The 19,866-nt window shown below is 70.4% G+C and carries 19 protein-coding genes and 6 tRNA genes; 9 read left to right on the plus strand and 16 right to left on the minus strand.

The genetic code is table 11. From position 1 onward, the window contains the following. Positions 1–423: 423 nt before the first annotated feature. The 7 genes from C6Y14_RS28515 to C6Y14_RS28545 all read right to left on the minus strand — a co-directional run bounded on the left by C6Y14_RS28515 (position 424) and on the right by C6Y14_RS28545 (position 8,654). Complete coding sequence (locus C6Y14_RS28515; protein ID WP_107019715.1) at positions 424–3,180, minus strand: exo-rhamnogalacturonan lyase family protein; 2,757 nt, start codon at positions 3,178–3,180, stop codon at positions 424–426. Between the two features lie 155 nt (positions 3,181–3,335). Next, the gene (locus tag C6Y14_RS28520; RefSeq protein ID WP_107019716.1) at positions 3,336–3,959 is read right to left on the minus strand and encodes a hypothetical protein; all 624 of its coding nucleotides are present in this window, start codon (positions 3,957–3,959) and stop codon (positions 3,336–3,338) included. An 8-nt stretch (positions 3,960–3,967) separates the two neighbouring features. Then, complete coding sequence (locus tag C6Y14_RS28525) at positions 3,968–4,894, minus strand: carbohydrate ABC transporter permease (protein ID WP_107019717.1); 927 nt, start codon at positions 4,892–4,894, stop codon at positions 3,968–3,970. Next, positions 4,891–5,862: a carbohydrate ABC transporter permease gene (locus tag C6Y14_RS28530; protein ID WP_107019718.1), complete on the minus strand. Its 972-nt coding sequence runs from the start codon at positions 5,860–5,862 to the stop codon at positions 4,891–4,893. Before C6Y14_RS28530 ends, C6Y14_RS28525 begins: the two co-directional genes overlap by 4 nt. Beyond that, entirely contained in the window at positions 5,862–7,151 is a 1,290-nt protein-coding gene (locus C6Y14_RS28535; protein ID WP_107019719.1) for an extracellular solute-binding protein, read from the minus strand. Before C6Y14_RS28535 ends, C6Y14_RS28530 begins: the two co-directional genes overlap by 1 nt. Before the next feature lie 926 nt (positions 7,152–8,077). Beyond that, positions 8,078–8,149, minus strand: a tRNA-Val gene (locus tag C6Y14_RS28540). 70 nt (positions 8,150–8,219) lie between these two features. Continuing rightward, entirely contained in the window at positions 8,220–8,654 is a 435-nt protein-coding gene (locus tag C6Y14_RS28545; RefSeq protein ID WP_107019720.1) for a TIGR02611 family protein, read from the minus strand. A gap of 191 nt (positions 8,655–8,845) precedes the next feature. Here C6Y14_RS28545 and C6Y14_RS28550 point away from each other — a divergent pair, with 191 nt between their 5' ends. Further along, positions 8,846–9,259 carry an SsgA family sporulation/cell division regulator gene (locus tag C6Y14_RS28550; protein WP_003959770.1) on the plus strand — a complete coding sequence of 138 codons (414 nt, stop codon included), beginning with the start codon at positions 8,846–8,848 and terminating at the stop codon, positions 9,257–9,259. A 436-nt stretch (positions 9,260–9,695) separates the two neighbouring features. After that, entirely contained in the window at positions 9,696–10,253 is a 558-nt protein-coding gene (locus C6Y14_RS28555) for a CGNR zinc finger domain-containing protein (RefSeq protein WP_107019721.1), read from the plus strand. Positions 10,254–10,294: 41 nt separating this feature from the next. Here C6Y14_RS28555 and C6Y14_RS44645 read toward each other — a convergent pair whose 3' ends face one another. Continuing rightward, complete coding sequence (locus C6Y14_RS44645) at positions 10,295–10,447, minus strand: hypothetical protein (RefSeq protein WP_189772695.1); 153 nt, start codon at positions 10,445–10,447, stop codon at positions 10,295–10,297. A gap of 277 nt (positions 10,448–10,724) precedes the next feature. Continuing rightward, positions 10,725–11,171 (minus strand): hypothetical protein, encoded by a 447-nt coding sequence (locus tag C6Y14_RS28560; RefSeq protein WP_107019722.1) that lies wholly within the window; start codon positions 11,169–11,171, stop codon positions 10,725–10,727. A 275-nt stretch (positions 11,172–11,446) separates the two neighbouring features. On the opposite strand from C6Y14_RS28560, the gene C6Y14_RS28565 reads away from it, so the two are divergent. After that, positions 11,447–11,971 (plus strand): DsbA family protein, encoded by a 525-nt coding sequence (locus C6Y14_RS28565; RefSeq protein WP_199854887.1) that lies wholly within the window; start codon positions 11,447–11,449, stop codon positions 11,969–11,971. A gap of 32 nt (positions 11,972–12,003) precedes the next feature. On the opposite strand, the gene C6Y14_RS28570 is transcribed toward C6Y14_RS28565, so the two are convergent. From C6Y14_RS28570 to C6Y14_RS28580, 3 genes are all read right to left on the minus strand, one after another. Beyond that, complete coding sequence (locus C6Y14_RS28570; RefSeq protein WP_107019724.1) at positions 12,004–12,828, minus strand: GNAT family N-acetyltransferase; 825 nt, start codon at positions 12,826–12,828, stop codon at positions 12,004–12,006. A 127-nt stretch (positions 12,829–12,955) separates the two neighbouring features. Further along, positions 12,956–13,777 (minus strand): aminotransferase class IV, encoded by an 822-nt coding sequence (locus tag C6Y14_RS28575; RefSeq protein WP_107019725.1) that lies wholly within the window; start codon positions 13,775–13,777, stop codon positions 12,956–12,958. A gap of 38 nt (positions 13,778–13,815) precedes the next feature. Then, entirely contained in the window at positions 13,816–14,922 is a 1,107-nt protein-coding gene (locus C6Y14_RS28580; protein ID WP_107019726.1) for a chorismate-binding protein, read from the minus strand. A gap of 156 nt (positions 14,923–15,078) precedes the next feature. On the opposite strand from C6Y14_RS28580, the gene C6Y14_RS28585 reads away from it, so the two are divergent. The 5 genes from C6Y14_RS28585 to C6Y14_RS28605 all read left to right on the plus strand — a co-directional run bounded on the left by C6Y14_RS28585 (position 15,079) and on the right by C6Y14_RS28605 (position 15,593). After that, positions 15,079–15,151 (plus strand) — tRNA-Gly (locus C6Y14_RS28585). Between the two features lie 39 nt (positions 15,152–15,190). Further along, positions 15,191–15,264 (plus strand) — tRNA-Cys (locus C6Y14_RS28590). 1 nt (position 15,265) lies between these two features. Beyond that, positions 15,266–15,337: transfer RNA gene (locus C6Y14_RS28595), tRNA-Val, on the plus strand. A 36-nt stretch (positions 15,338–15,373) separates the two neighbouring features. Further along, positions 15,374–15,445: transfer RNA gene (locus C6Y14_RS28600), tRNA-Val, on the plus strand. A gap of 73 nt (positions 15,446–15,518) precedes the next feature. Further along, positions 15,519–15,593: transfer RNA gene (locus tag C6Y14_RS28605), tRNA-Val, on the plus strand. 86 nt (positions 15,594–15,679) lie between these two features. On the opposite strand, the gene C6Y14_RS28610 is transcribed toward C6Y14_RS28605, so the two are convergent. The 4 genes from C6Y14_RS28610 to C6Y14_RS28625 form a co-directional block, all read right to left on the minus strand. Then, the gene (locus C6Y14_RS28610; RefSeq protein ID WP_107019727.1) at positions 15,680–15,982 is read right to left on the minus strand and encodes a TFIIB-type zinc ribbon-containing protein; all 303 of its coding nucleotides are present in this window, start codon (positions 15,980–15,982) and stop codon (positions 15,680–15,682) included. Between the two features lie 74 nt (positions 15,983–16,056). Further along, positions 16,057–17,004 carry an aminoglycoside phosphotransferase family protein gene (locus C6Y14_RS28615; RefSeq protein WP_107019728.1) on the minus strand — a complete coding sequence of 316 codons (948 nt, stop codon included), beginning with the start codon at positions 17,002–17,004 and terminating at the stop codon, positions 16,057–16,059. A 263-nt stretch (positions 17,005–17,267) separates the two neighbouring features. After that, a complete protein-coding gene (locus C6Y14_RS28620; RefSeq protein WP_107019729.1) occupies positions 17,268–17,477 on the minus strand; it encodes a hypothetical protein in 210 nt (69 codons plus the stop codon). Positions 17,478–17,717: 240 nt separating this feature from the next. Then, positions 17,718–17,984: a hypothetical protein gene (locus C6Y14_RS28625; RefSeq protein WP_107019730.1), complete on the minus strand. Its 267-nt coding sequence runs from the start codon at positions 17,982–17,984 to the stop codon at positions 17,718–17,720. Between the two features lie 196 nt (positions 17,985–18,180). Between C6Y14_RS28625 and C6Y14_RS28630 the strand changes: the two genes are divergently transcribed. Then, positions 18,181–19,587 carry a serine/threonine-protein kinase gene (locus tag C6Y14_RS28630; RefSeq protein ID WP_199854896.1) on the plus strand — a complete coding sequence of 469 codons (1,407 nt, stop codon included), beginning with the start codon at positions 18,181–18,183 and terminating at the stop codon, positions 19,585–19,587. Positions 19,588–19,866: the final 279 nt, after the last annotated feature.

Raw genomic sequence — 19,866 nt, forward strand, 5'->3', positions numbered from 1 at the left:
CCCGGAGGGGCCGTCCCGCCGGGGGCAGCCCACCCGGGGGGGGAACCGCCCCCGCGAGGAGTCGCCCCGCCAGGGGCGCTCCCGAGGGGCGCGGGGAACTGCGCGGCCGGCCACGACGGACCCGCACCCGAACACCACTCCCCGGAGGGGCACCGCGGGCACGCACGCGACTGCACGCACATCGTGGCCGGCCGCGCAGTTCCCCGCGCCCCTAAAGGCACCAAGGCCGGCGCACATCAGCCACTGCACGCACATCGTGGCCGGCCGCGCAGTTCCCCGCGCCCCTAAAGGCACCAGGGCCGGCGCACGTCAGCCACTGCGCGCACGTCGCGGCCGGCCGCGCAGTTCCCCGCGCCCCTGAAGGGCGCCGAGGCGGGCGCGCCCAGACACAACGAACCCGCACACCCACCCCCAGCGGCAGCGTCACGGCATCTGGTCGCCGATCAGTGCCAGGTTCTGGATGGCCGCCAGCCCGTACAGCGCCGTCGTGTTCGTCGACACCCAGGGCGCCTCGCTGCCGGCGACGAGCCCCACCGGTCCCGTCACCTCCTTCGTGGACCAGTCGGTCGACTCCTTGTAGTCCCACGTGTCGGCGCTGTTGTAGAACTGCCGCCACGCCCGCGCGGCCAGCGCGTCGTCGCCCAACGCCACTGCCGCGTACGCGTCCTGCCGCGAGTGTCCCTGGAACAGCAGCAGCGACCCGAAGTCGGACCCGTAACGGGCCTTCTGTTCGGCCTTGGTCGCGTTGAAGTACCGGCAGTAGTCGAGCCACGCCTCCTTGAACTCCGGCATGTCGATCTGGTCGAGCAGTTCGGCGTTCAGCTCGACGAGCCCGAACATCGCCGAGAGGTGCGAGACCCCCACCACGGCCGTGCCCGCGACGGCGAACTTCCCGGTGTCCAGGTCGTACAGCGCGCTGCCCTGGACGAATCCGTTCGGCTGCGCGGCGATGGTCTCCATCGTGGACAGCACGCGCGCCCGCGCCTTCTCCCACTTCGGCCCGCGTCGCTCCCACTCGGTGAGCCACGCCGACACGAGCCCGCTCCAGTCGGTGCCGAAGCCGATCGAGAGGGCGTTGCGGTCCGGCTCGTACGGCTCGGTGCGGATCTTGCGGATGGGGTCGAGCACGAGGAACGTCTCGTCGGAGTCGACGTTGGCGTGCATGAGGTCGCCGACGCGTTCGTCGCCGGTGAGGAAGTAGTAGTAGCGGCGGTAGGTGGTGTTGGCGATGCGTTGCTGCTTCGCACTGTCCGCGTAGTGCTGCACGCCGTGCCGGGTGCCGAGGCCGGCCCACTGCCCCAGGTGGTAGACGTCGACCTCGCCGGTGTGCCGGGTCATGGCCTCCGCGAACCGGAAGATGTCGGCGCGTCCGGAGCGCATGTAGGCGAACCAGAGCCACAGGTCGGGCGACAGCTCGGAGTTGTCCCAGGCGTAGCCGCCGACGTCGTAGCACCACTGGTGACGGCTCGGGTCGTATGTGTGCATGATGTCGCCGTAGTCCCAGAAGCCGTACCACCTACGCATCTCCACCTGGTCCTTGTAGTAGGTGAAGAGGAAGTCGAGATGGTCCTCGATCTTCGCCTTGGCGGCGGTGGAGCGGTCCGGTTCGGCGAACAGCCGGCCGAAGACGCCCGCCTTGATGAGGTGTCCCGGCGGCGCGGCGAGTTGCGCCGGCTTGCGCACGGCGGCCACCTGTTTCGCCATCGCCGCGGCGCTCGGTGTCGACTCGTGGGCCCAGAAGAGGAGTTCGCTGGTGCGGGCGATGCCGTAGGGGGTGCCGAAGCCGGGCTCGTAGTCCTCGTAGGTGATGTTGAGGCCTTCGAGCTGTTCGGGGTACGTGTCCTGGCCCATGCCGTCGTGGTAGAAGCGCAGGTCCATGGGCTGCGACTCGGGCGACCAGAGCCACAGGGTGACCTCGGCCTCGTCGGTCTGGGCGTCGCGGATGTCGAGCTGGGCGGGGAACTTCTCCCAGAAGTCCCGCAGTCCGAAGGCGAGTCCGCCGCTGGCGCCGCCCACGTACCCGAAGCCGCTGGCCCGCCGTCCTCCGCCCGCGGAGATCCAGCCGTGTCCCTTCTTGGTGCGCTTGCGCACGCCGAAACCGTCCGCCGACAGCTGCGAGAGCGTGTAGTCGCCCCATTCGGGGATGTACTGGAGCCGGGTGGTCACCCGCTGGTCCCACGTCGACGGGTCGGGCAGCTTCTGCCCTTCGAACTGGGCCGTCCGGATGGCCGCGCCCGGGTCCCGGCGCAGCCCGGTGATCCCCTTGACCGCCTCGCGCAGCAGCCCGGTCCCCTCCCCGCCGATCCGGATGTGCCGGTCGTACGCGGCGTCGCGCATCGGCACCTTGAAGCGCACGCCGATCCCGCGGATGAAGTCGCCGCTCGCCTTTCCGGGCTCCTGGGTGCCGTCGAAGGTGATCGTGTGCACCATGCGGAACGACTCGCCGCCGGCGTAGAAGTAGAGCCGCACCGAGAAGGGCAGCCAGCTCCGGCCGCCCTTGCGGTGCTTGCCGTCGATGCGGACCACGGCACGGACCGGTCCGTCCTGCTCGACCTCGGCCTCCGCGATGACGCTCTCGAACCGCTCGTACTTCTCGGCGCCCTGGTCGCCGTCCTCGATCTCGGGCTGGCGCAGCAGCACGAGGCGGCCGTCCTTGGCGATCTCCGTCGAGCCGCGGACGACGGACTTGACGAGGGTGGCGCCACTCCTGCCGATCTTCGCGGTGATGACCCCGGTCGAGACGGTGATCGTCCCGCCGCTCCTGCCGACCGTGATCTTCTTCTCCGGTGCGGCGGGCGAGCCCGCGTCGAGGGTGAGCTTTCCGCTGCCCGCCCCCGGCCCGACCGCGTGCGCGGTCCATTTCAGGGAGCCGTCGGGCCAGTAGCCGATCGGCCAGGACTGCACGGGCACGGCCTTGCCGTCGGCGTCGGTCAGAGCGAACGTCTGGTCCTTTTCGTACGCGCCCTTCGGCCAGGGCACGCCCACGGTCGAGCCGGGGGCCTCGCCGAGGCCGCCGTCCTCCAGCCAGTCCAGGGTCACCGGGTCCGCGTCGGCGGCCTCGGCTCTCGGGGCGGCCTGCGCGGCCCTGGCATCCTGCGCGCCCAGGGCCCAGCTGAACTGGGCGGCGGCTCCGGCGACGGTGGCCGCCTTGAGGAGGGACCTGCGGGGGATGGGGGACATGGCCTTTCCTTTCCTTGCGAGGAGGTCAGGTTCATGGTCAGGTGCATGACAGAGGGAGGTGTGACGCCGAAGCGCCACCCTTGTTCGGAGCGGTCAGGACGGTCGAGGCGAGCGGCCAGGACGGTCGAGACGGCCGACGCAGCGGGAACCGCCGGTCAGCGGCGTCCGCGGCCGCGTTCCTCCACGGCGAGGGCCGCCGCCGCGACGGCCCCCAGGACGGGGATCGCCAGCGGCGGCACGAACCAGCCGGAGACGCCCACGACCGCCAGTCCGCCGACGAGCAGGAAGGACCCGGCGGGATCCAGGACGGTACGGCGTCCGGCGGCGCCGAGCAGGTCCCGCCACCGGGCGCCGGGCTCCCAGACCGCCGCCGCGCGCAGCCCGGCGACGGCCAGCCCGATCAGCGCGAACAGCCCCACGGCCCCGACGAACGGGCCGCCCGGAATCCCCGCGCGCACGGCCTGGACATCCACCCACACCGCGAGGGCTGCGCCCCAGCCTGCGAGCCCGGCGACCCACCCGCCGCGCACGGCCAGGCGGAAGTCCGCGACGAACTCCCGCCGGCCGCCCGCCTCATGGCCCGTACGCCGTCGCAGATGCCGTGCCCCGGCCGCGAAAGCGGCCGGATAGGTGACGACGGCCAGCGACGCCACCGCGATCCACACCCCGGTGAGCAGACACTCGGCGAACAGCGCGAACCGCTCGGCGAGGGCGGATTCACGCCGCGCGACGGTGGCGGTGGCGGTGGCCGTACGGGTCTTCGTGCGCGTCTGGGTCATGACCTGGTTCAGCCCTTCAGACCGGAGGTCGCCATGCCGTCGATGAGGTAGCGCTGGAAGGCGAGGAAGAAGGCCAGCACGGGGAGCAGCGCCACCAGCGACATGGCGATCATGCCGCCGTAGTTGGCGACGCCCTCCTGGTCGCGGAACATCATCATGCCGAGGGAGACGGTGTACTTGGCGGGCTCGTTGAGGTAGATCAGCGGGCCCATGAAGTCGTTCCAGGCGTTGATGAAGGTGAAGATCGCACTGGTGATGAGCGCCGGGCGGCACAGTGGCAGCACGATCGACCAGTAGATCCGCAGATGCCCGCAGCCGTCGAGCCGCGCCGCCTCGTCCAGCTCCTTGGGCAGGTTCCGCATGAACTGCACCATGAGAAAGACGAAGAACGCCTCGGTGGCGAGGAACTTGCCGATCAGCAGCGGCACGTACGTATTGATCAGTTCCATCTTCTGGAACATCACGTACTGCGGGATGAGCAGCACGTGGTAGGGCAGCAGCAGGGTGCCGATCATCAGCGAGAACATCAGGTTGCGCCCGGCGAACCGGATACGGGCGAACGCGTACGCCGTCAGCGAGCAGGAGACCAGGATGCCGGCGACGGAGCCGAGCGCGTAGAACAGCGAGTTCTGGAAGAACGTGGCGATCGAGATGTCCGCGATGCCGTCGGCCAGCCCCTTGAAGTTCTGGAGGATCGGACTGGTCGGGAAGAGCTGCAGACTGCCGATGATCTCCCGGCTGGGCTTGAACGAGGCGCCGATGACCCAGACGACGGGATAGAGGACGACCGCGAGGACGAGCAGGGCGCCGATGTGCCACACGAGCGACCCGCCGGTCTTCCGCCCGACTGCCAGGGACTTGCGCGGCGGGGCGGCCCGCGTACCGGTGCCGGTGCCGGTGTTCGTGGACACGCCGGTGGTCGTGGTGGTGCTCATCGGGAGGCCTCCTCGTAGTGCACCCATCGCTTCTGGGACCAGAAGAGGACGACCGTCACCAGGGCCACGGCGAGCAGCAGCATCCACGCCATCGCCGAGGCGAAGCCCATCTGGGCCTCCTTGAACCCCTTCTGGTACAGGTAACAGGTGTAGACGAGCGTGGAGTCGGCCGGTCCGCAGGTCGCGTTGGAGACGACGTACGCGGAGCCGAAGATCTGGAACGAGTGGATGGTCTCCAGCAGCACGTTGAAGAACAGCACCGGGGAAATCATCGGCAGGGTGATGCTCCAGAACCGTTTGAACGGTCCCGCGCCGTCGACCTCGGCCGCCTCGTACAGCTCCTTGGGCACCTGCTTCAGGCCGGCCAGGAAGATGACCATGGGGGCGCCGAACTGCCAGACGGTGAGTGCCACCAGGCTGTAGAGCACCCAGTCCGGGTTGCCGACCCAGCCGCCCACGTCGAACCCGAAGAACGACTGCGTACGGTCCACGGCGGCGTCGTCGGAGAACAGCGCGCGCCAGACGAAGCCGATGGACACGCTCGCGCCGATCAGCGAGGGGGCGTAGAACGCGGCCCGGTAGAAGGCCTGTCCGCGGCGGCTCTGGGCGAGCAGCAGGGCCACCCCGAGCGCGAGCAGCAGCTTCAGCGGGGTGCCGATGACGACGTACTTCGCCGTCACCTCGACCGACTTCTGCCACCGGGGGTCGTCGAGCATCCTGGTGAAGTTGTCGAAACCGATCCACTTCGGGGAGTCGAAGAGGTTGTAGTCGGTGAACGCGAAATAGAGCGATGCGGCCATGGGCCCCGCGGTCAGCAGCAGAAAGCCCGCGATCCAGGGGGACATGAAGAGATAGCCGGCCAGGTTCTCCCGGCGGCCCCGTCGCCGCACGGCGACGGGGCGGCCGGGACGCTTCGCCGGGGCATCCGGCGGAGAGTCCTTGATGAGCGTCGTCACTGCTGTTCCCATCAGGTGGCGAGGGCGGTCTTCGCCTCGGAGAAGAACTGCTTGACCGCGTCGGAGACCTTGGTCTTGCCCGTCGACATGTCACCGGCGACCCGCAGGAACGCGGCTTCCACGGTGTCGGCGCCCGCCGGGTGCGGCGTGATCGTGCCGAGCAGTCCGGCCTCGGCGACGTCCGCCTCGTACTTCGCGATCGCCTGGTTGGGGGCGTCGGTCGGCTTGTACGCGTCGAACTGCTCGGTGGTGGAGAGGAGGCCGCGGTCGTAGCCCATGATCTTGCCGACCTCGGGGTCGTGCACCATGAAGGAGATGAACTGGGCGACTTCCTTCGGGTGCTTGGTCCGCGCGAAACCGCTCAGCATGAGCGAGCCGAGGTACTGGCCGGTCTCCTTGCCGTCGGTCGTGGGGATCGGCGCCAGGCCGTAGCTGCTGTCTCCCTCCGTGGCGTAGCGCACGGTGAAGTTGTCCCAGGTGAACTCGGACGCGGCGTCACCGGAGGCCAGCGCGGACTTGGGCTTGAGCTGCTCGACCTTCTTCGGGTCGGTGACGATTCCGGCCTTCACGCGGTTGTAGCCGTCCTGCCACCACTCCGTCAGATCGGTCTCCTCGAAGCCGAGTCCGTCCTCGGTGAAGAACGCCTTGCCGTTCTGGCGCAGAAAGAGGTCGTAGAGATACATGATGCCGAAGTAGCCGCTGTCCCCCGGCACCTTCTGGGTGTCGTGGATCTTCTTGAGCGCGGCGAAGTACTCGTCCCAGGTCCAGCCCTGTTCGGCCTTCACGCCGGCGGCCTTGAAGACTTTCTCGTCGATGACGAGTGACATGGTGTTGGAGCCGACGGGTACGCCGAGGAGTTTCCCGTCGATCTCGCCGACCTTCTCGACTCCGGCGCGGAAGTTCTTGAGGTCCAGATTTCCCGCGTCCACTTGCGACTTGAGGTCGAGCAGAACGCTTCTCTTGTCGTACTTCCGCAGGAATGCGACCGCGTTCTGGAATACGTCCGGCGGATTTCCGCCCGCGGCCTGGGTCTGGAACTTCTCCCAAAAGGCAACGTAATCCTGGAAGTCCGTCTTCACCTTGATCTTCGGGTACTTCTTCTCGAAGAGCTTGATGGACTGGTTGATGCGTTTGGCGCGCTCCTCGGCGCCCCACCAGGCGAAGCGGATCTCGACCGTGCCGTCGCCCGATCCGCCGCCGTCTCCCCCACAGCCCGTGGTCGCCGCCAGCCCCGCCGCCGCGAGCGACGCCCCGGCCGCCTTGAGGACCGTCCGCCTCTCGACACTCCCGTTTATCCCCACAGTCGGGCCTCCTCGCGACGTCACTGTCCGCTGCCATGAATCGTTTCAAGTAAGCGCTTGCTGGCACAAGGTACGGAGGCCCTTCGCGGCCGTCAATGATTCGGACAGGAATTGATGTGAACCGGCTCACGAACGCGCCGACGTGAACTGGGGCGAATTGACTGCGGAGTTGGGGGACTCCGCAGGTAGAGCGGGGTGGGTCGGGTGGTCGAACGGGAATGTGAGGGGGTGGGATTGGGGGGGGCGGGGGGCTGAAAGGGAGGGGTGCCCTGCCGGGGGGGCGCCCTGCTTGTGGGTGCTCCCTGGCGGGGGCGCTTCCTGCCAGGGAGGGTGCAGCACTGCCTGGGGGCGTTCCTGCCTGAGGGGGTGCACCGCCTGGGATGCCCTGGGGGGGTGCCCCTGTCGGGGAGGGTGCACCGCCAGGAGGTGCCCTTCGGGGGGGCGCGATACCTCTCCGCTCGACCGCCCTCCGGGGGCGACCTTTCGAGAGGCGCCGCGTCCGGGGGCGGGCTCACCCGTGAGGCGCCTTTCGCAGGGAGGGTTCTGCGGGGGCGCTCCGTCGAGGGCTTCCGAGGGGCGGCCGCCTTACGCGGGAGCTGCCACCCGGGGCGGGCCGGGGCGCCTGAGGTGACCTGGAGCGACCGGGTCGCGATGCCTCTTCGACGCCGCGGCTCCGAGCCGCTCCAGGGGGTCGCATGCCCCTGTGAGGCGGCTCCGGACGAGCTCCTCGCATCCCGCGAGGGCCGGGGGCCGGGGGCGCGACCGAAAGCCGGGGACCACTGGACGCACGTCAACGCCGACCGCGAAGTGCTGCGGCCCCGCTGCGGCTGCGGCTGAACGTCCGGTGGTCGGAGGTGATGCCGTCCGGAACGGCGATAGGCGGTTTGGGTCCACGGAACTCGTGGACCCAAACCGCCTATCGGTTGTGGGCGATACTGGGATCGAACCAGTGACCTCTTCGGTGTGAACGAAGCGCTCTCCCGCTGAGCTAATCGCCCGGGCGCAGGAAGAAGATTACCCCATGTCAGGGCGTGCATCCGACCGGCCCGGAAGAGCGTGAACCGCCCGCTACTCCTTGATGTTCCACGGCATCTCGATGCCGAACTTCCACACGTACACCCCGACCAGTGCGGCGATGATCACCAGCCCGATGGTCGTCAGGATGATGTTGCGGCGCCGGACCTTCGGGTCGAGAGCTTTCTGTGTGGCCTCGGTGACTTTCCGTTTCGTCCAGCGGAGGACCAGCTGCGCCCAGACGAACTCCGTCGCCCAGATCGCCATACCGCCGAAGATCACCAGCCAGCCCGGGCCGGGCAGCGGCAGCATGATCACGCCGGCTACGACGACCGCGAGGCCTACTACGAACACGCCCACCTGCCAGCTCAGGTGCAGCATGCGGCGTGCCTTGATGAATTGCGGCGCACGGGATCCGAGCGCCGGCTCAGTCGTGGTTTCGTCGGCCGCCACGGCGGCCTCCCCCGTTCGGTCACTCCCCGTATTCATACGGCCAAACCCTACCGGACGGAAACCGGTCACCGGAATGGTCGTAGTACGCGAACGAGGACTCCGCCGTATGAGGTACCTAAAGACACGCAAAACACTCAGAGGGGTTTACAACGGCACCGTAGGTGGCATGTCGATTTCGCCGACGTGCGAATCCCCGAGCGCACACTGAGCGAAAGGCCCTGGCGCTTATGAACACCACGGTCAGCTGCGAGCTGCACCTGCGCCTCGTTGTGTCGAGCGAGTCCTCTCTGCCTGTCCCCGCAGGCCTGCGGTACGACACGGCCGATCCCTACGCCGTGCACGCCACCTTCCACACCGGAGCGGAGGAGACTGTCGAGTGGGTGTTCGCCCGCGACCTTCTCGCCGAGGGCCTGCACCGGCCCACCGGTACCGGCGACGTCCGAGTCTGGCCGTCCCGCAGTCACGGTCAGGGCGTCGTGTGCATCGCCCTGAGCTCTCCGGAGGGCGAAGCTCTGCTGGAGGCCCCTGCGCGGGCCCTGGAGTCGTTCCTGAAGCGCACCGACGCCGCCGTGCCTCCCGGCACGGAACACCGGCACTTCGATCTCGATACGGAGCTCTCACACATCCTGGCCGAAAGCTAGGACGAGCCTTCGTACCAAGCCGCCCGGCGCCGTCCACTCGGGGAGACGGCTCGGGCTCAGACAACCGCATATGGATGACATGGGCGCCGTCTCCGCGTTGGCCGCGGGGGCGGCGCCTGTGCGGTGGGGTTGGGCGGGCGCCCTTGTTGCGACTGCGTGGGGCTGGGTGGGCTGGGTGGAAGTGTCTGTTCGTTGGCGAGTGCGGGCCCTTGAACCGAGTGCGCCGTTCCCCGCACCCCTCGGTGGGCGGGGGTGCACGACGTATGCGCCCTGACCGCCGGACCTGGCTGAGCGCGCCGTTCCCCGCGCCCCTCGGTGGGCGGGGGTGCACGTCGTCTGGATCGCGGGGTCGGGGCGAGGTCGCTTCGGGCGGGAGCCGCTAGCATCGGCCAGCATCGGCGGGCGGTTGCCCGACCTTCAGGCCAGGGAGCGAAACGTGCTGATCACCCACGACACCCGGTGCGCCCTCGACACCGTGGTCGATCTGGTGAACACCGCACCGGAGGACGACACCCCGGACGGACTCGCGAACCTCGCGGCGCTGCTCGACTTCGTGCGAAAACACAACATGAGCGATGTCGGCACCCTGTCCGAGCTCGACCTCTCCGCGGTGCGCCGGATCCGGGGGCGCTTCGCCGCGGTCTTCGCCGCCCCCGACGCCCGTACCGCCGCCTCGCTCATCAACGAACTGGTCGCCGCCGCCGGCACCACCCCGCGGCTCACGAACCACGACGGCTACGACTGGCATGTGCACTACTTCGCGCCCGGCGCGTCCGTCGCCGACCATCTCGCCGCGGACTGCGGCATGGCGCTGGCGTTCTTCGTGGTGGCCGGAGAAGAGGAGCGGCTGCGCCGCTGTGAGGCACCGGACTGCCGCCACGCCTTCGTCGACCTCTCCCGCAACCGCTCCCGTCGCTACTGCGACAGCCGCACCTGCGGAAACCGCCTGCATGTGGCCGCCTACCGGGCACGGCGCAAGGAAGCGGCAGGCTGACGGAGTCCTCAGCGGGTGACGCCGGGGACTCCGCGTACGGCTCAGAGCAGCAGCAGATCGTGCAGCGAAGCCATGAGCAGCAAACAGCCGATCACCGCAAGGAAGATCATCAGCGGTGGCTGAGAAAGCGCGAAGAGACAACCCCGCCGTTCCTCGGGAGGAACAACGGTGTCGCTCTGGGTTGTGTCCAGCATCTCGCCGCGATGATGACGCAGCCGGGACGCCCTACGCGATCAACACGCCCGGATTATGGGGGAGTTAGCCGAAATCCGTGACACGGTGTTCCACGATCTGGGATAGGCGGGTGCGAGCGGTCGTGGAGGGCCACCGCGGAGGGCGGCTGCGGAGCGTGGCCGGGTGCTCATCCAGTTCTCCGGCTATCCAGGTCTCTCCGGCTCTCAGGTCCTTCTGGGGCTCCGGCTCTCCCGCTCTCTGCGGTGGATCAGACGTTTCTCGCGTGCCGCTGATTCTTCATATGCCGTGCTTTTTCAGGATGGCCTCGATGTCGCTGAAGTCCTCCCCCGCCGCGGCCTTGCGTGGCTTGCTCTCGGGACGGGCCGCGGGGCGGGCCGCCGCCGGGCCCAGCGAGGGAGCCGAGGCCGCCGGAGCCACCGCCTCGCGCTGCGCGGCCCTGGCCGCCCTGCGCTCCTTGCGGGTGCCGCCCGAACGCCGCTCCACCGCGCGCGTGGTCATGAACAGCAGCCAGGCCGCCCCGAGCACGCCGAAACCGGCCCAGGCCGTCGGGCTGAAGGCCGTGTCGGCCGCCCATTCGACGACCCCGGTCATCACCAGACCGAGCGGCACCAGCGAATACGCGGCAAGGCGGGCCGCCGTCAGGAAACGCTTGCGGTACGCGGTGACCGCGGCGATGCCCAGGCCTGCCGCGGCCACGGCGGAACAGACGGTCTCGGCAATCATCCGGTCCTCCAGGCAGGGCGGGCGGGTCGGTCAGGGGCACTTCGTCCCTTCCATCCTGCACCGCCGCACGCCCGGTATGCCATGGTCCGGGGAGACCTCAGGGACATCTCCGGGTCGGGTCCTCCTGAGGTGCCGGTCCAGGTGCCGGTCCAGGTGGCCTGCCCGGTGGCCTGCCCGGTGATCGGTCCAGGTGGCCGGTCCAGGTACCGGCCGGACCCGGGGCCGCCCGGAGGTCCCGGTTGGGACGCGCGGGCCCCGGCTGGGAGACTGGCCCCATGAGCGACTCCTCCCCCGCCCGCCCCGCCGTCCCCGTCCTGGACATCTGGTGCGAACTGCAGTGCCCGGACTGCCGCAGTGCCCTCGACGACCTGCGCGCGCTGCGTGCCCGCTACGGCGACCGGCTGGAGCTGCGGCTGCGGCACTTCCCGCTGGAGAAGCACAAGCACGCGTTCGCGGCGGCCCAGGCCGCCGAGGAGGCCGCGGAACAGGGCAAGGCCTGGCCGTACGTCGAGGCGGTGCTGGAGCGGGTGTCGGAGCTGGACCGCGACGGGGAGGCGGTCCTCCTCGATGTGGCCCGCGGGCTCGGCCTGGACGTCGAGGAGTTCGACACGGCCCTCATCGACGGCCGGCACATCCTGATCGTCGACGCCGACCAGGCCGAGGGCAAGGCCATCGGCGTGACCGGCACGCCGACGTACGTCATCGACGGCGAGCGCCTCGACGGCGGCATGAGCCAGGACGGGCTGCGCGAGCGCGTCGAGGAGATCGTGGACCGGCTGCTGGCCGGGCAGGACGCCTGACGACCACCGCCCGTACAGCCTTCAGAAACGCCCTAGAGCAGGTCCTTGTACAAGTGGTACGTCGTCGTCTCGTAGCCGAGTGACTCGTAGAGCCGCTCGGCCGGGGTGTTGCCCGCGAAGACGTTGAGGCGGACACCGGCGCGTCCGGCTGCGCCCGCCCGCGCCTCCGCCAGCAGCATCAGCGAGCGGCCGTGTCCCCTGCCCCGGTGTCTCTCGTCGGCGTCGACGCGGTAGACGAACGCCCAGCCGTCACGCGCCGCCACCCACAGCACGCCCACCGGAGTTCCGTCGTGCTCCAGGACGTCGAGGTCCGTGCCCGCGCTGCCGAGCCCGTCCGGCAGCAAGGCCGCGTTGTCCCGGTCCGCCTTGTCGCGGGCCTCGGCCTCCGGTACCCCGCGGGCGATCCACTCCTGGGCGTAGGCCTCCTTGGCCCGTACCACCCAGGAGTCGAACTCGGCCTCCGTCATGGGGCGCCCCCGGCTGCCTGCCGGGAGTTCGGGCGCGGTCGCGCCGAGCCGCTTCTCCAGCGCGCGGTTGCGGACCACGTAACCGAGGGCCGTGGCGAGTCGCAGGGCCCGTGCCGCGCCGGCGGGTACCGACACCTCGATCCGCCGGCAGCCCCAGCCGCGCGCCACCTCCTCCGCGGCGAGCGCGGCCACGGTGCCCCGGCCGCGCCCCCGGTCCGGCTCCTCGATGCCCAGTTCGCGGAGCCGGGCGACGGGCGGGCCGGAACCGGGGTCGGTGGTGAGATGTATCGCGCCCACGGGACGGCTGTTCACACACACCGTGTAGTGGCGGGAGAGCGCCCCGTCGGCGTCGCGCTGAAGCGGCTCGGTCGGCCGCAGGGTGGTGGTCATCAGGGGTGTTGTACCCGTCCGGACACCCTCACGCCATCGAGTTCGGCGGGTGGTTCCGGTGAATGACCGCGTGCGGCCGACAGGGACCAAGTCGACGGCCGCCACAGCAACCGTCCCGAGGAACGGCTCAGGGGTCGAGGTCGTCGGCGGCCCGCTCAGCGAAGATCCGCATGGCCTTCGCGGTCACCGGGCCCGGCGCGCCCGGCAGTTCGCGGTCGTCGACCCGGTGCACGGCCTGCACATCCCGCAGCGACGAGGTGAGGAAGACCTCCTCGGCCCGCTCCAGGACGTCGAACGGAAGGTCGGTCTCCGTGGCACCGGTCCACTCGACGGTGAGGGCGCGGGTGATGCCCGCGAGGCAACCGGAGGCGACGGGCGGGGTGTGGATCTCGCCGTCGAGGACGACGAAGACATTGGACCCCGTGCCCTCGCAGAGCTGCCCGACCGTGTTCGCGAACAGCGCCTCGGACCCACCCTGCTCACGCGCGCGGGCGAGGGCGACGACGTTCTCGGCGTACGAGGTCGTCTTGAGGCCCGTCAGCGCGCCGCGCTCGTTGCGGGTCCAGGGGACGGTGATCACGGCGGTGGAGTCGGGGCGGCGGCCGGACTCCGCCAGCGCCACGACCAGGGTCGGCCCCTGCTCCCCACGGTCGGAGCCGAGCGGCCCGTGCCCGCCGGTGTACGTGATCCGCAGGCGCCCGAGCGGCATGGGATTCGCGTCCAGGACGGCCGCGCAGGCCCTGAGCACCTCGTCGCGGTCGGGCTCGGGCAGTCCGAGGCCGCTCGCCGAGCGCGCCAGGCGGTCGAGATGCCTGGTGAGCGCGAAGGTACGCCCGTCGGTCGCCTTCACCGTCTCGAAGATGCCGTCGCCCACGGTCAGCCCGTGGTCGAACACGGAGACGCGGGCCGACCCGCTGTCCTGCAGCCCGCCGTCGAGCCAGATCTTCACTGAACCTCACCTCACGAGAACGCCGAGAACGTGCCGGGTCACCGGCCTGACGTGCGCTTCCGGCCGGAGACCCCGGGGCCCAGCGCGGACGTGAGCCCACCCGCCTCACCCGCTTCGTACGCCCCTGGGTACTCCCCCGACGCTACAGCGAGCAGCCGGGAGGCTTTCAGCTCGGTCTCCTCCCACTCGCGCAGGGGGTCCGAGCCCCAGGTGATGCCCGCGCCGGAACCGAAGCGCAGCACACCCTCGGCCCGGTCGAGCCAGAAGGTGCGGATCCCGACGGCCAGTTCCCCGGTGCCGCGGTCGGCGTCGACCCAGCCGATGCCGCCGCAGTACGGCCCGCGGGGGGCCGTCTCCAGTTCTTCGATGATCCGCAGGGCGCTGGACTTGGGGGCGCCGGTGACGGAGCCGGGCGGGAAGGCCGCGCCCAGCAGCTCCGGCCAGCCCGCGTCCTCGCACAGTTCGCCGCGGACGGTGGAGACGAGGTGGACGAGCCCGGGGTGCTTCTCGACGACGCACAGGTCGGGCACGGTCACGCTGCCCGTGGCGCACACCCGGCCCAGGTCGTTGCGGACCAGGTCCACGATCATCACGTTCTCGGCGTGGTCCTTTTCGAGGAGGTCCGCCTCGGTGCGCCCTGTGCCCTTGATCGGACCCGATTCGACGGCACGGCCGGCGCGGCGCAGGAAGAGTTCGGGGGACGCGGTGGCGATCTCGACCCCGTGGCCGGGCAGCCGAATCGTTCCGGCGTACGGGGCCGGGTTGCCGCGTGCCAGCAGGGCGGTCAGCGCGTCCACGTCGGCGTCCGGGGCGATGGGCGCGGACAGGACCCGGCAGAGGTTCGCCTGGTACACCTCGCCCGTGGCGATGAGCTCCCGTATGCGGCGTACACCCGTCATGTACGCGGCGCGGTCGAGCGACGACGTCCAGTCGCCGGCGGCGGCTCCCCTCCACTTCCCCGGTACCGGGGCGGGTACGGCTTCGGGTCGTACATCCGCGAATCGGGCACAGACGACACGGCCCTCGAAGTCGGCGCTCACGGCCCAGAAGCCACTGGAGTCGAGGGCCGCGGGGTCGTCCGTGACATCGACGAGGCCGGTCGCGACGAGGCCGCCGAAGCGGGCGAGAGCTGGGAGGTCGTGCACAACCGTGAGTCTATGGTGGGTGACCTGCGGGTGCCTCGGCCGTGTCCTGGAGCGGGCGTAACGCAGCACGCTGCGCAAACGCGTTTTTGTGCTGGCCCCGGTATCCGCTAGAGTTCAACACGTCGCCGGGACGCGAGAGCCGACCGGAAACGACAAGCGGACGTAGCTCAGTTGGTAGAGCGCAACCTTGCCAAGGTTGAGGTCGCCAGTTCGAACCTGGTCGTCCGCTCGCAGGAAGTGGGGGATCTTCCCGACCCCCCGCACTCCTGGTGGAGTGGCCGAGAGGCGAGGCAACGGCCTGCAAAGCCGTCTACACGGGTTCAAATCCCGTCTCCACCTCCAAGGACGATTAGCTCAGCGGGAGAGCGCTTCCCTGACACGGAAGAGGTCACTGGTTCAATCCCAGTATCGTCCACTGGATCCGCCGGTAGGTTCGGTGGGATCCGGTCCCGCGCGATTAGCTCAGCGGGAGAGCGCTTCCCTGACACGGAAGAGGTCACTGGTTCAATCCCAGTATCGCGCACGCAGCACAGGCAGTAGGAAGTACGAGTAGCACGAAGTACCTGAGCAGTACGGATCACCAGCAGGTCCCACCCGCGCGATTAGCTCAGCGGGAGAGCGCTTCCCTGACACGGAAGAGGTCACTGGTTCAATCCCAGTATCGCGCACCAGCCGAAGCCCCCGGCCGTCTCGTACGGTCGGGGGCTTCGTCGTTCCTCGGAATCGGCCCTGACCGGTCAGGGCCGGCCGCGAACGGTCAGGAGGAGAAGAGCATGTGGCCGAAGCTCTTCTGACGCTTGTGACCGTGGCCGTAGTGGCCACCGTGCCCGCCATGACCGCCGTGCTGCGGAGCGCCCCAGGCGGGGGCGGGGGCGGACGGGTAGGCCTGCGGGGCGCCCGGGGGCGGCGGGCCGGGCTGCGACCACTGGCCTTCCATACGGGTCAGTGACTCCAGCTCGCCGTAGTCGAGAAAGATCCCGCGGCAGCCGCTGCACTGCTCGATCTGGACACCATTGCGGTTGTACGTGTGCATCGGCGCATGGCACTTCGGACACTGCATGCTCGGCTCAACTCCTCGCCTGTCGGTACTGCTTCCGCCAGGACAGACTCTGTCCGGCTGCGGTCGGTTGCACCCTACGTCGCGCAGTCTCCCGCCAACTCCGGCGGGTGCGCTGCCATTCGGTCACACGCGTCGATCACGGACGTCTCGACCTCGTCCAACGAGCGCCCCTCCGCAACCGACTTGGCGATCGCCAAGGCCGCGGTCTGCACGCTCAAGGCGCGGGCCGGGACGTCGAGAGCCGGCCAGGGATCGCTGTCCGCCGGGACGGCCGTGCCCCCGGCCCTGCGGTACGCGGTGAGGAAGCGGGTCCACTCGTCGGGCGCCAGGAGCCCGCAGGCGAACCAGGCCGCGGGGCGGGCCAGGTCCCAGGCGGGATCGCCCCGGCCGAGGTCGTCGATGTCGATGAGCAGCCAGTCGCCGCTGCCCGACCGCACCAGCTGGCCCAGGTGGAGGTCGCCGTGGCACAGCGTGCCCAGGTCCGGCATCGGGGCCTCGTCCCGCGCCCAGGCGGGCAGGACGGCCCAGGCACGCAGAACGGGGGCGGCCGCCGGGTGCGGGCCCGCCGCCAGGAGCTTGGCGACCGCGCGGGCCGCCTTCGCCGGGCCCCGCATGGGAGGCAGGCCGGGCGGCAGGACGGAGTCGGGAGTGCGGTGGAGTCTCGCGAGGAGGGTCGCGGCTTCTTCCCAGGGAGCGGCGTCGGGGTCATCGCGGTCCACGGGAGTGCCGTAGGACCAGAAGGTGACCGGCCTGCCGTCCAACTCGGCCGGGCCCGGCCCGTGCGGCGGCAGGAGGATGCCGTCGAGCGCGGGGTGCGCGGCCACGGCCAGCCGCGCCGCGAGCTCCGTGGGGTCGGTGCCGGCGGCGTGCGCCTTCGCCACCGTGCCGCCGTGCCGGACGACGGTGCCGTCGGGCCGGTCGGCCAGCACGGAGGTGTCCCTGCCGCAGACGCAGACCTCCGCGGCCGCATGGGCGGCGGCCCGCACCTTCGCCCTGAGCGCGGGCAGCACATCTGCGGTCACTCGGGTCCCCCTCAAGTCGTACGTCCCGGTCCCGTCTGCTTCTGTCAGGTCCCGTCAGGTTCTGTCCCGTGTGGGCGGCGGGTGCCGGTCCCGTCCCTCGTGGGCGGGTCCACAGGGTCCCAGGAGCGTACGCAGGCAAAGCAATGCGGGCGCAGCTCCCCAGCTGCGCCCGCATCTTTTGCCGTCCGCCGCACCCCCGTCCCCACGGGGTTTCATGGCCGGATGTCCCCGCCCGGACCGCTCTTCCGGGCCTGGGGCGCCGCTCAGCGCCCCAGCATCACGCCCACGGACGACGCCTGTGTGACCACTGCCTCCCAGCCGCCGAAGACGACTACGAGCAGGGTGGCCAGAGGGAGAACCATGGCCGTCGCCACCAGGGGGTGGCGCCGACCGGACCGGCTGGGCCCGAACGCGGCGGTGTACGCCCTGCGTCCCTGTGTGCGGATCATCGCCCGCGATGCCGTGTCAGCCATGGTCCCTCTCCTGACCGTTCTGTTGAAAAGCTTCCGGTGTCCGGCCTCTGACGAGGTCCGACGTCCGATATCTGGCAGCGGCGAGTGTCTGACCTCGGGGGACGAGTGCTGCCACCCGCCGCTTGACAACAAATCTAGGCGGGAGGGGCGTGCGGGTCGTCATGCCCTCGTACCTATTACCGGGCCTCCCGGAGGATGAGCGGTGACCTGCGGAGTACTCCCCTGGGTGGAGAAGAGGTCCTAGGTCTCGGGGGTTTCCCGGAGGGGACGTCCGGTCTGTTCCGAGCTGTCCTCCCTGGGGACCGGTTGTTCGACGAGTGCGAGCACCCTGGTGGCTATGAAGCGGGCCGTCCGGACAACTGATCCACTTCGGGTGACTTCGCTCACTTCGACCACCCCTCTGCGGACCGCCGTCTCCACCCGACGGCCCGCCCGGCTGGCCACCACCTCGTACGTACGGGTCGTGTCCCCCGCGTCGACCACTATCTCCACGCGATCACCCTTCACGGGCCCAATCCCCCTTCTGCGAGCGATGGTTGGGAATCCGCGCAGCTCAACGCCGCCGCGGTCCCCCGTCCCCTGACCACCTCTCAAGTTTCCCACCCGGCACTGACAATCGGTCGGGCCGCGAGGGCGCGGCCTCTGCGCGCACCCGGCCGCGGAAACGTAAGCTGTGGCTCGTCAAACGGACCGGGCAGCGGGGATGGACATGGCGATGATGCGCCTGAGGCGCGAGGACCCGCGTGTCGTCGGCTCGTTCAGGCTTCACCGACGGCTCGGCGCGGGCGGGATGGGCGTTGTCTATCTGGGCTCCGACCGGCGTGGCCAGCGGGTCGCGCTGAAGGTGATCAGACCCGACCTCGCGGAGGACCAGGAGTTCAGGTCGCGCTTCGCCCGCGAGGTGTCGGCGGCGCGGCGGATCAGGGGCGGGTGCACCGCGCGGCTCGTCGCCGCGGACCTGGAGGCCGAGCGGCCCTGGTTCGCGACGCAGTACGTTCCCGGACCCTCGCTGCACGACAAGGTCACCGAGGACGGACCGCTCTTCGCGTCGGAGGTCGCGGCCGTCGGCGCCGCCCTCTCCGAGGGGCTCGTCGCCGTGCACGAGGCCGGTGTCGTCCACCGGGACCTGAAGCCGTCGAACATCCTGCTGTCCCCGAAGGGGCCGCGCATCATCGACTTCGGTATCGCCTGGGCGACCGGGGCGAGCACGCTCACGCACGTGGGGACGGCCGTGGGGTCGCCCGGGTTCCTCGCGCCGGAGCAGGTGCGGGGTGCGGCGGTCACGCCGGCCACGGATGTCTTCGCGCTCGGCGCGACGCTGGCGTACGCCGCGACGCAGGACTCGCCCTTCGGGCACGGCAGTTCCGAAGTGATGCTCTACCGGGTCGTGCACGAGGAGCCGCAACTGCACGGTGTGCCCGACGCGCTGGCCCCTCTCGTCCGCGCCTGTCTGGCGAAGGATCCCGAAGAACGGCCCAGCACGCTGCAGTTGTCGATGCGGCTCAAGGAGATCGCGGCGCGGGAGGCGCACGGTATGGGTGAGGCTCGGCCGCCCGCTCCCCGTGCGGCGGAGGCCGACCGGCCCACCGGGCGGCTCCCCGACGATTACGGCGACTATCCGGAGCAGCGGACTCAGCGGCGTACGCAGGGGTCTTCCGGGGCGCGGGGGAACGGTTCGGCCTCGCGGTCGGGGGCGCGGCCGCCGGCTCCCTCGCGGGGTGGATCTCCCCGGCCCGGGTCCGGGTCCGGGTCCTCGGCGGCATCCGGGTCCGGGTCCGGGTCCGGCAGCAGGACCGGGCAGTCCGGGAGTCGGGGCGGACAGTCCGGGAGTCGGGGCGGGGCGCCTCGTAGCGGGACGGGGCGGTCCGGGCCCCGAACCGGCCCCCGGACCGGGCCCCGGGCCACCGGGACCGGGCGGCGGCCCGCGAATCCGCGGCTGTTGCGGCAGCGGCTGTTCGTGTTCGTGGTGGTCACGTTGCTCGTGGCGTTGGCCATCGCGGCGGCGCAGGGGTGTCAGGGGCCTGCGCGAGGGCTTGAGCGGGGGCCCTCGGGCGGGGGCGCGTGGCAGGAACAGGCTTACTGGCAGAGCGGGCCTCGGCAGGGCGGGTAAGCGTGTTGGTCGGGTGCGGGTGCGTTGTGGCTTGTCGCGCCGTTCCCCGCGCCCCTTAGGGGGTGGCCAGGCGTTGTTCTTCCGCTGCGGGTGCGTTGTGGCTGAGCGCGCCGTTCCCCGCGCCCCTTACGGGGCGCACCCGTCGGCCCGTGCCATAGAGGCACCGAAGTGTTGTCCGTCCACTGCGGGTGCGTCGTGGCTGAGCGCGCCGTTCCCCGCGCCCCTTACGGGGCGCACCCGTCGGCCCGTGCCATAGAGGCACCGAAGTGTTGTCCGTCC

Origin of the sequence: Streptomyces dioscori (assembly GCF_003024195.1) — a bacterium.
GTDB lineage: Bacteria > Actinomycetota > Actinomycetes > Streptomycetales > Streptomycetaceae > Streptomyces > Streptomyces dioscori.

Bases quoted from the DNA above. Each gene is read 5' to 3' on its own strand.
- C6Y14_RS28550 (WP_003959770.1), top strand. From the start codon at position 8,846: ATGAACACCACGGTCAGCTGCGAGCTGCACCTGCGCCTCGTTGTGTCG.
- C6Y14_RS28620 (WP_107019729.1), bottom strand. From the start codon at position 17,477: ATGGCTGACACGGCATCGCGGGCGATGATCCGCACACAGGGACGCAGG.
- C6Y14_RS28525 (WP_107019717.1), bottom strand. From the start codon at position 4,894: ATGAGCACCACCACGACCACCGGCGTGTCCACGAACACCGGCACCGGC.
- C6Y14_RS28610 (WP_107019727.1), bottom strand. From the start codon at position 15,982: ATGCAGTGTCCGAAGTGCCATGCGCCGATGCACACGTACAACCGCAAT.
- C6Y14_RS28545 (WP_107019720.1), bottom strand. From the start codon at position 8,654: ATGAATACGGGGAGTGACCGAACGGGGGAGGCCGCCGTGGCGGCCGAC.
- C6Y14_RS28515 (WP_107019715.1), bottom strand. From the start codon at position 3,180: ATGTCCCCCATCCCCCGCAGGTCCCTCCTCAAGGCGGCCACCGTCGCC.
- C6Y14_RS28570 (WP_107019724.1), bottom strand. From the start codon at position 12,828: ATGACCACCACCCTGCGGCCGACCGAGCCGCTTCAGCGCGACGCCGAC.
- C6Y14_RS28565 (WP_199854887.1), top strand. From the start codon at position 11,447: ATGAGCGACTCCTCCCCCGCCCGCCCCGCCGTCCCCGTCCTGGACATC.
- C6Y14_RS28560 (WP_107019722.1), bottom strand. From the start codon at position 11,171: ATGATTGCCGAGACCGTCTGTTCCGCCGTGGCCGCGGCAGGCCTGGGC.
- C6Y14_RS28530 (WP_107019718.1), bottom strand. From the start codon at position 5,862: ATGGGAACAGCAGTGACGACGCTCATCAAGGACTCTCCGCCGGATGCC.
- C6Y14_RS28520 (WP_107019716.1), bottom strand. From the start codon at position 3,959: ATGACCCAGACGCGCACGAAGACCCGTACGGCCACCGCCACCGCCACC.
- C6Y14_RS44645 (WP_189772695.1), bottom strand. From the start codon at position 10,447: ATGCTGGACACAACCCAGAGCGACACCGTTGTTCCTCCCGAGGAACGG.
- C6Y14_RS28630 (WP_199854896.1), top strand. From the start codon at position 18,181: ATGGACATGGCGATGATGCGCCTGAGGCGCGAGGACCCGCGTGTCGTC.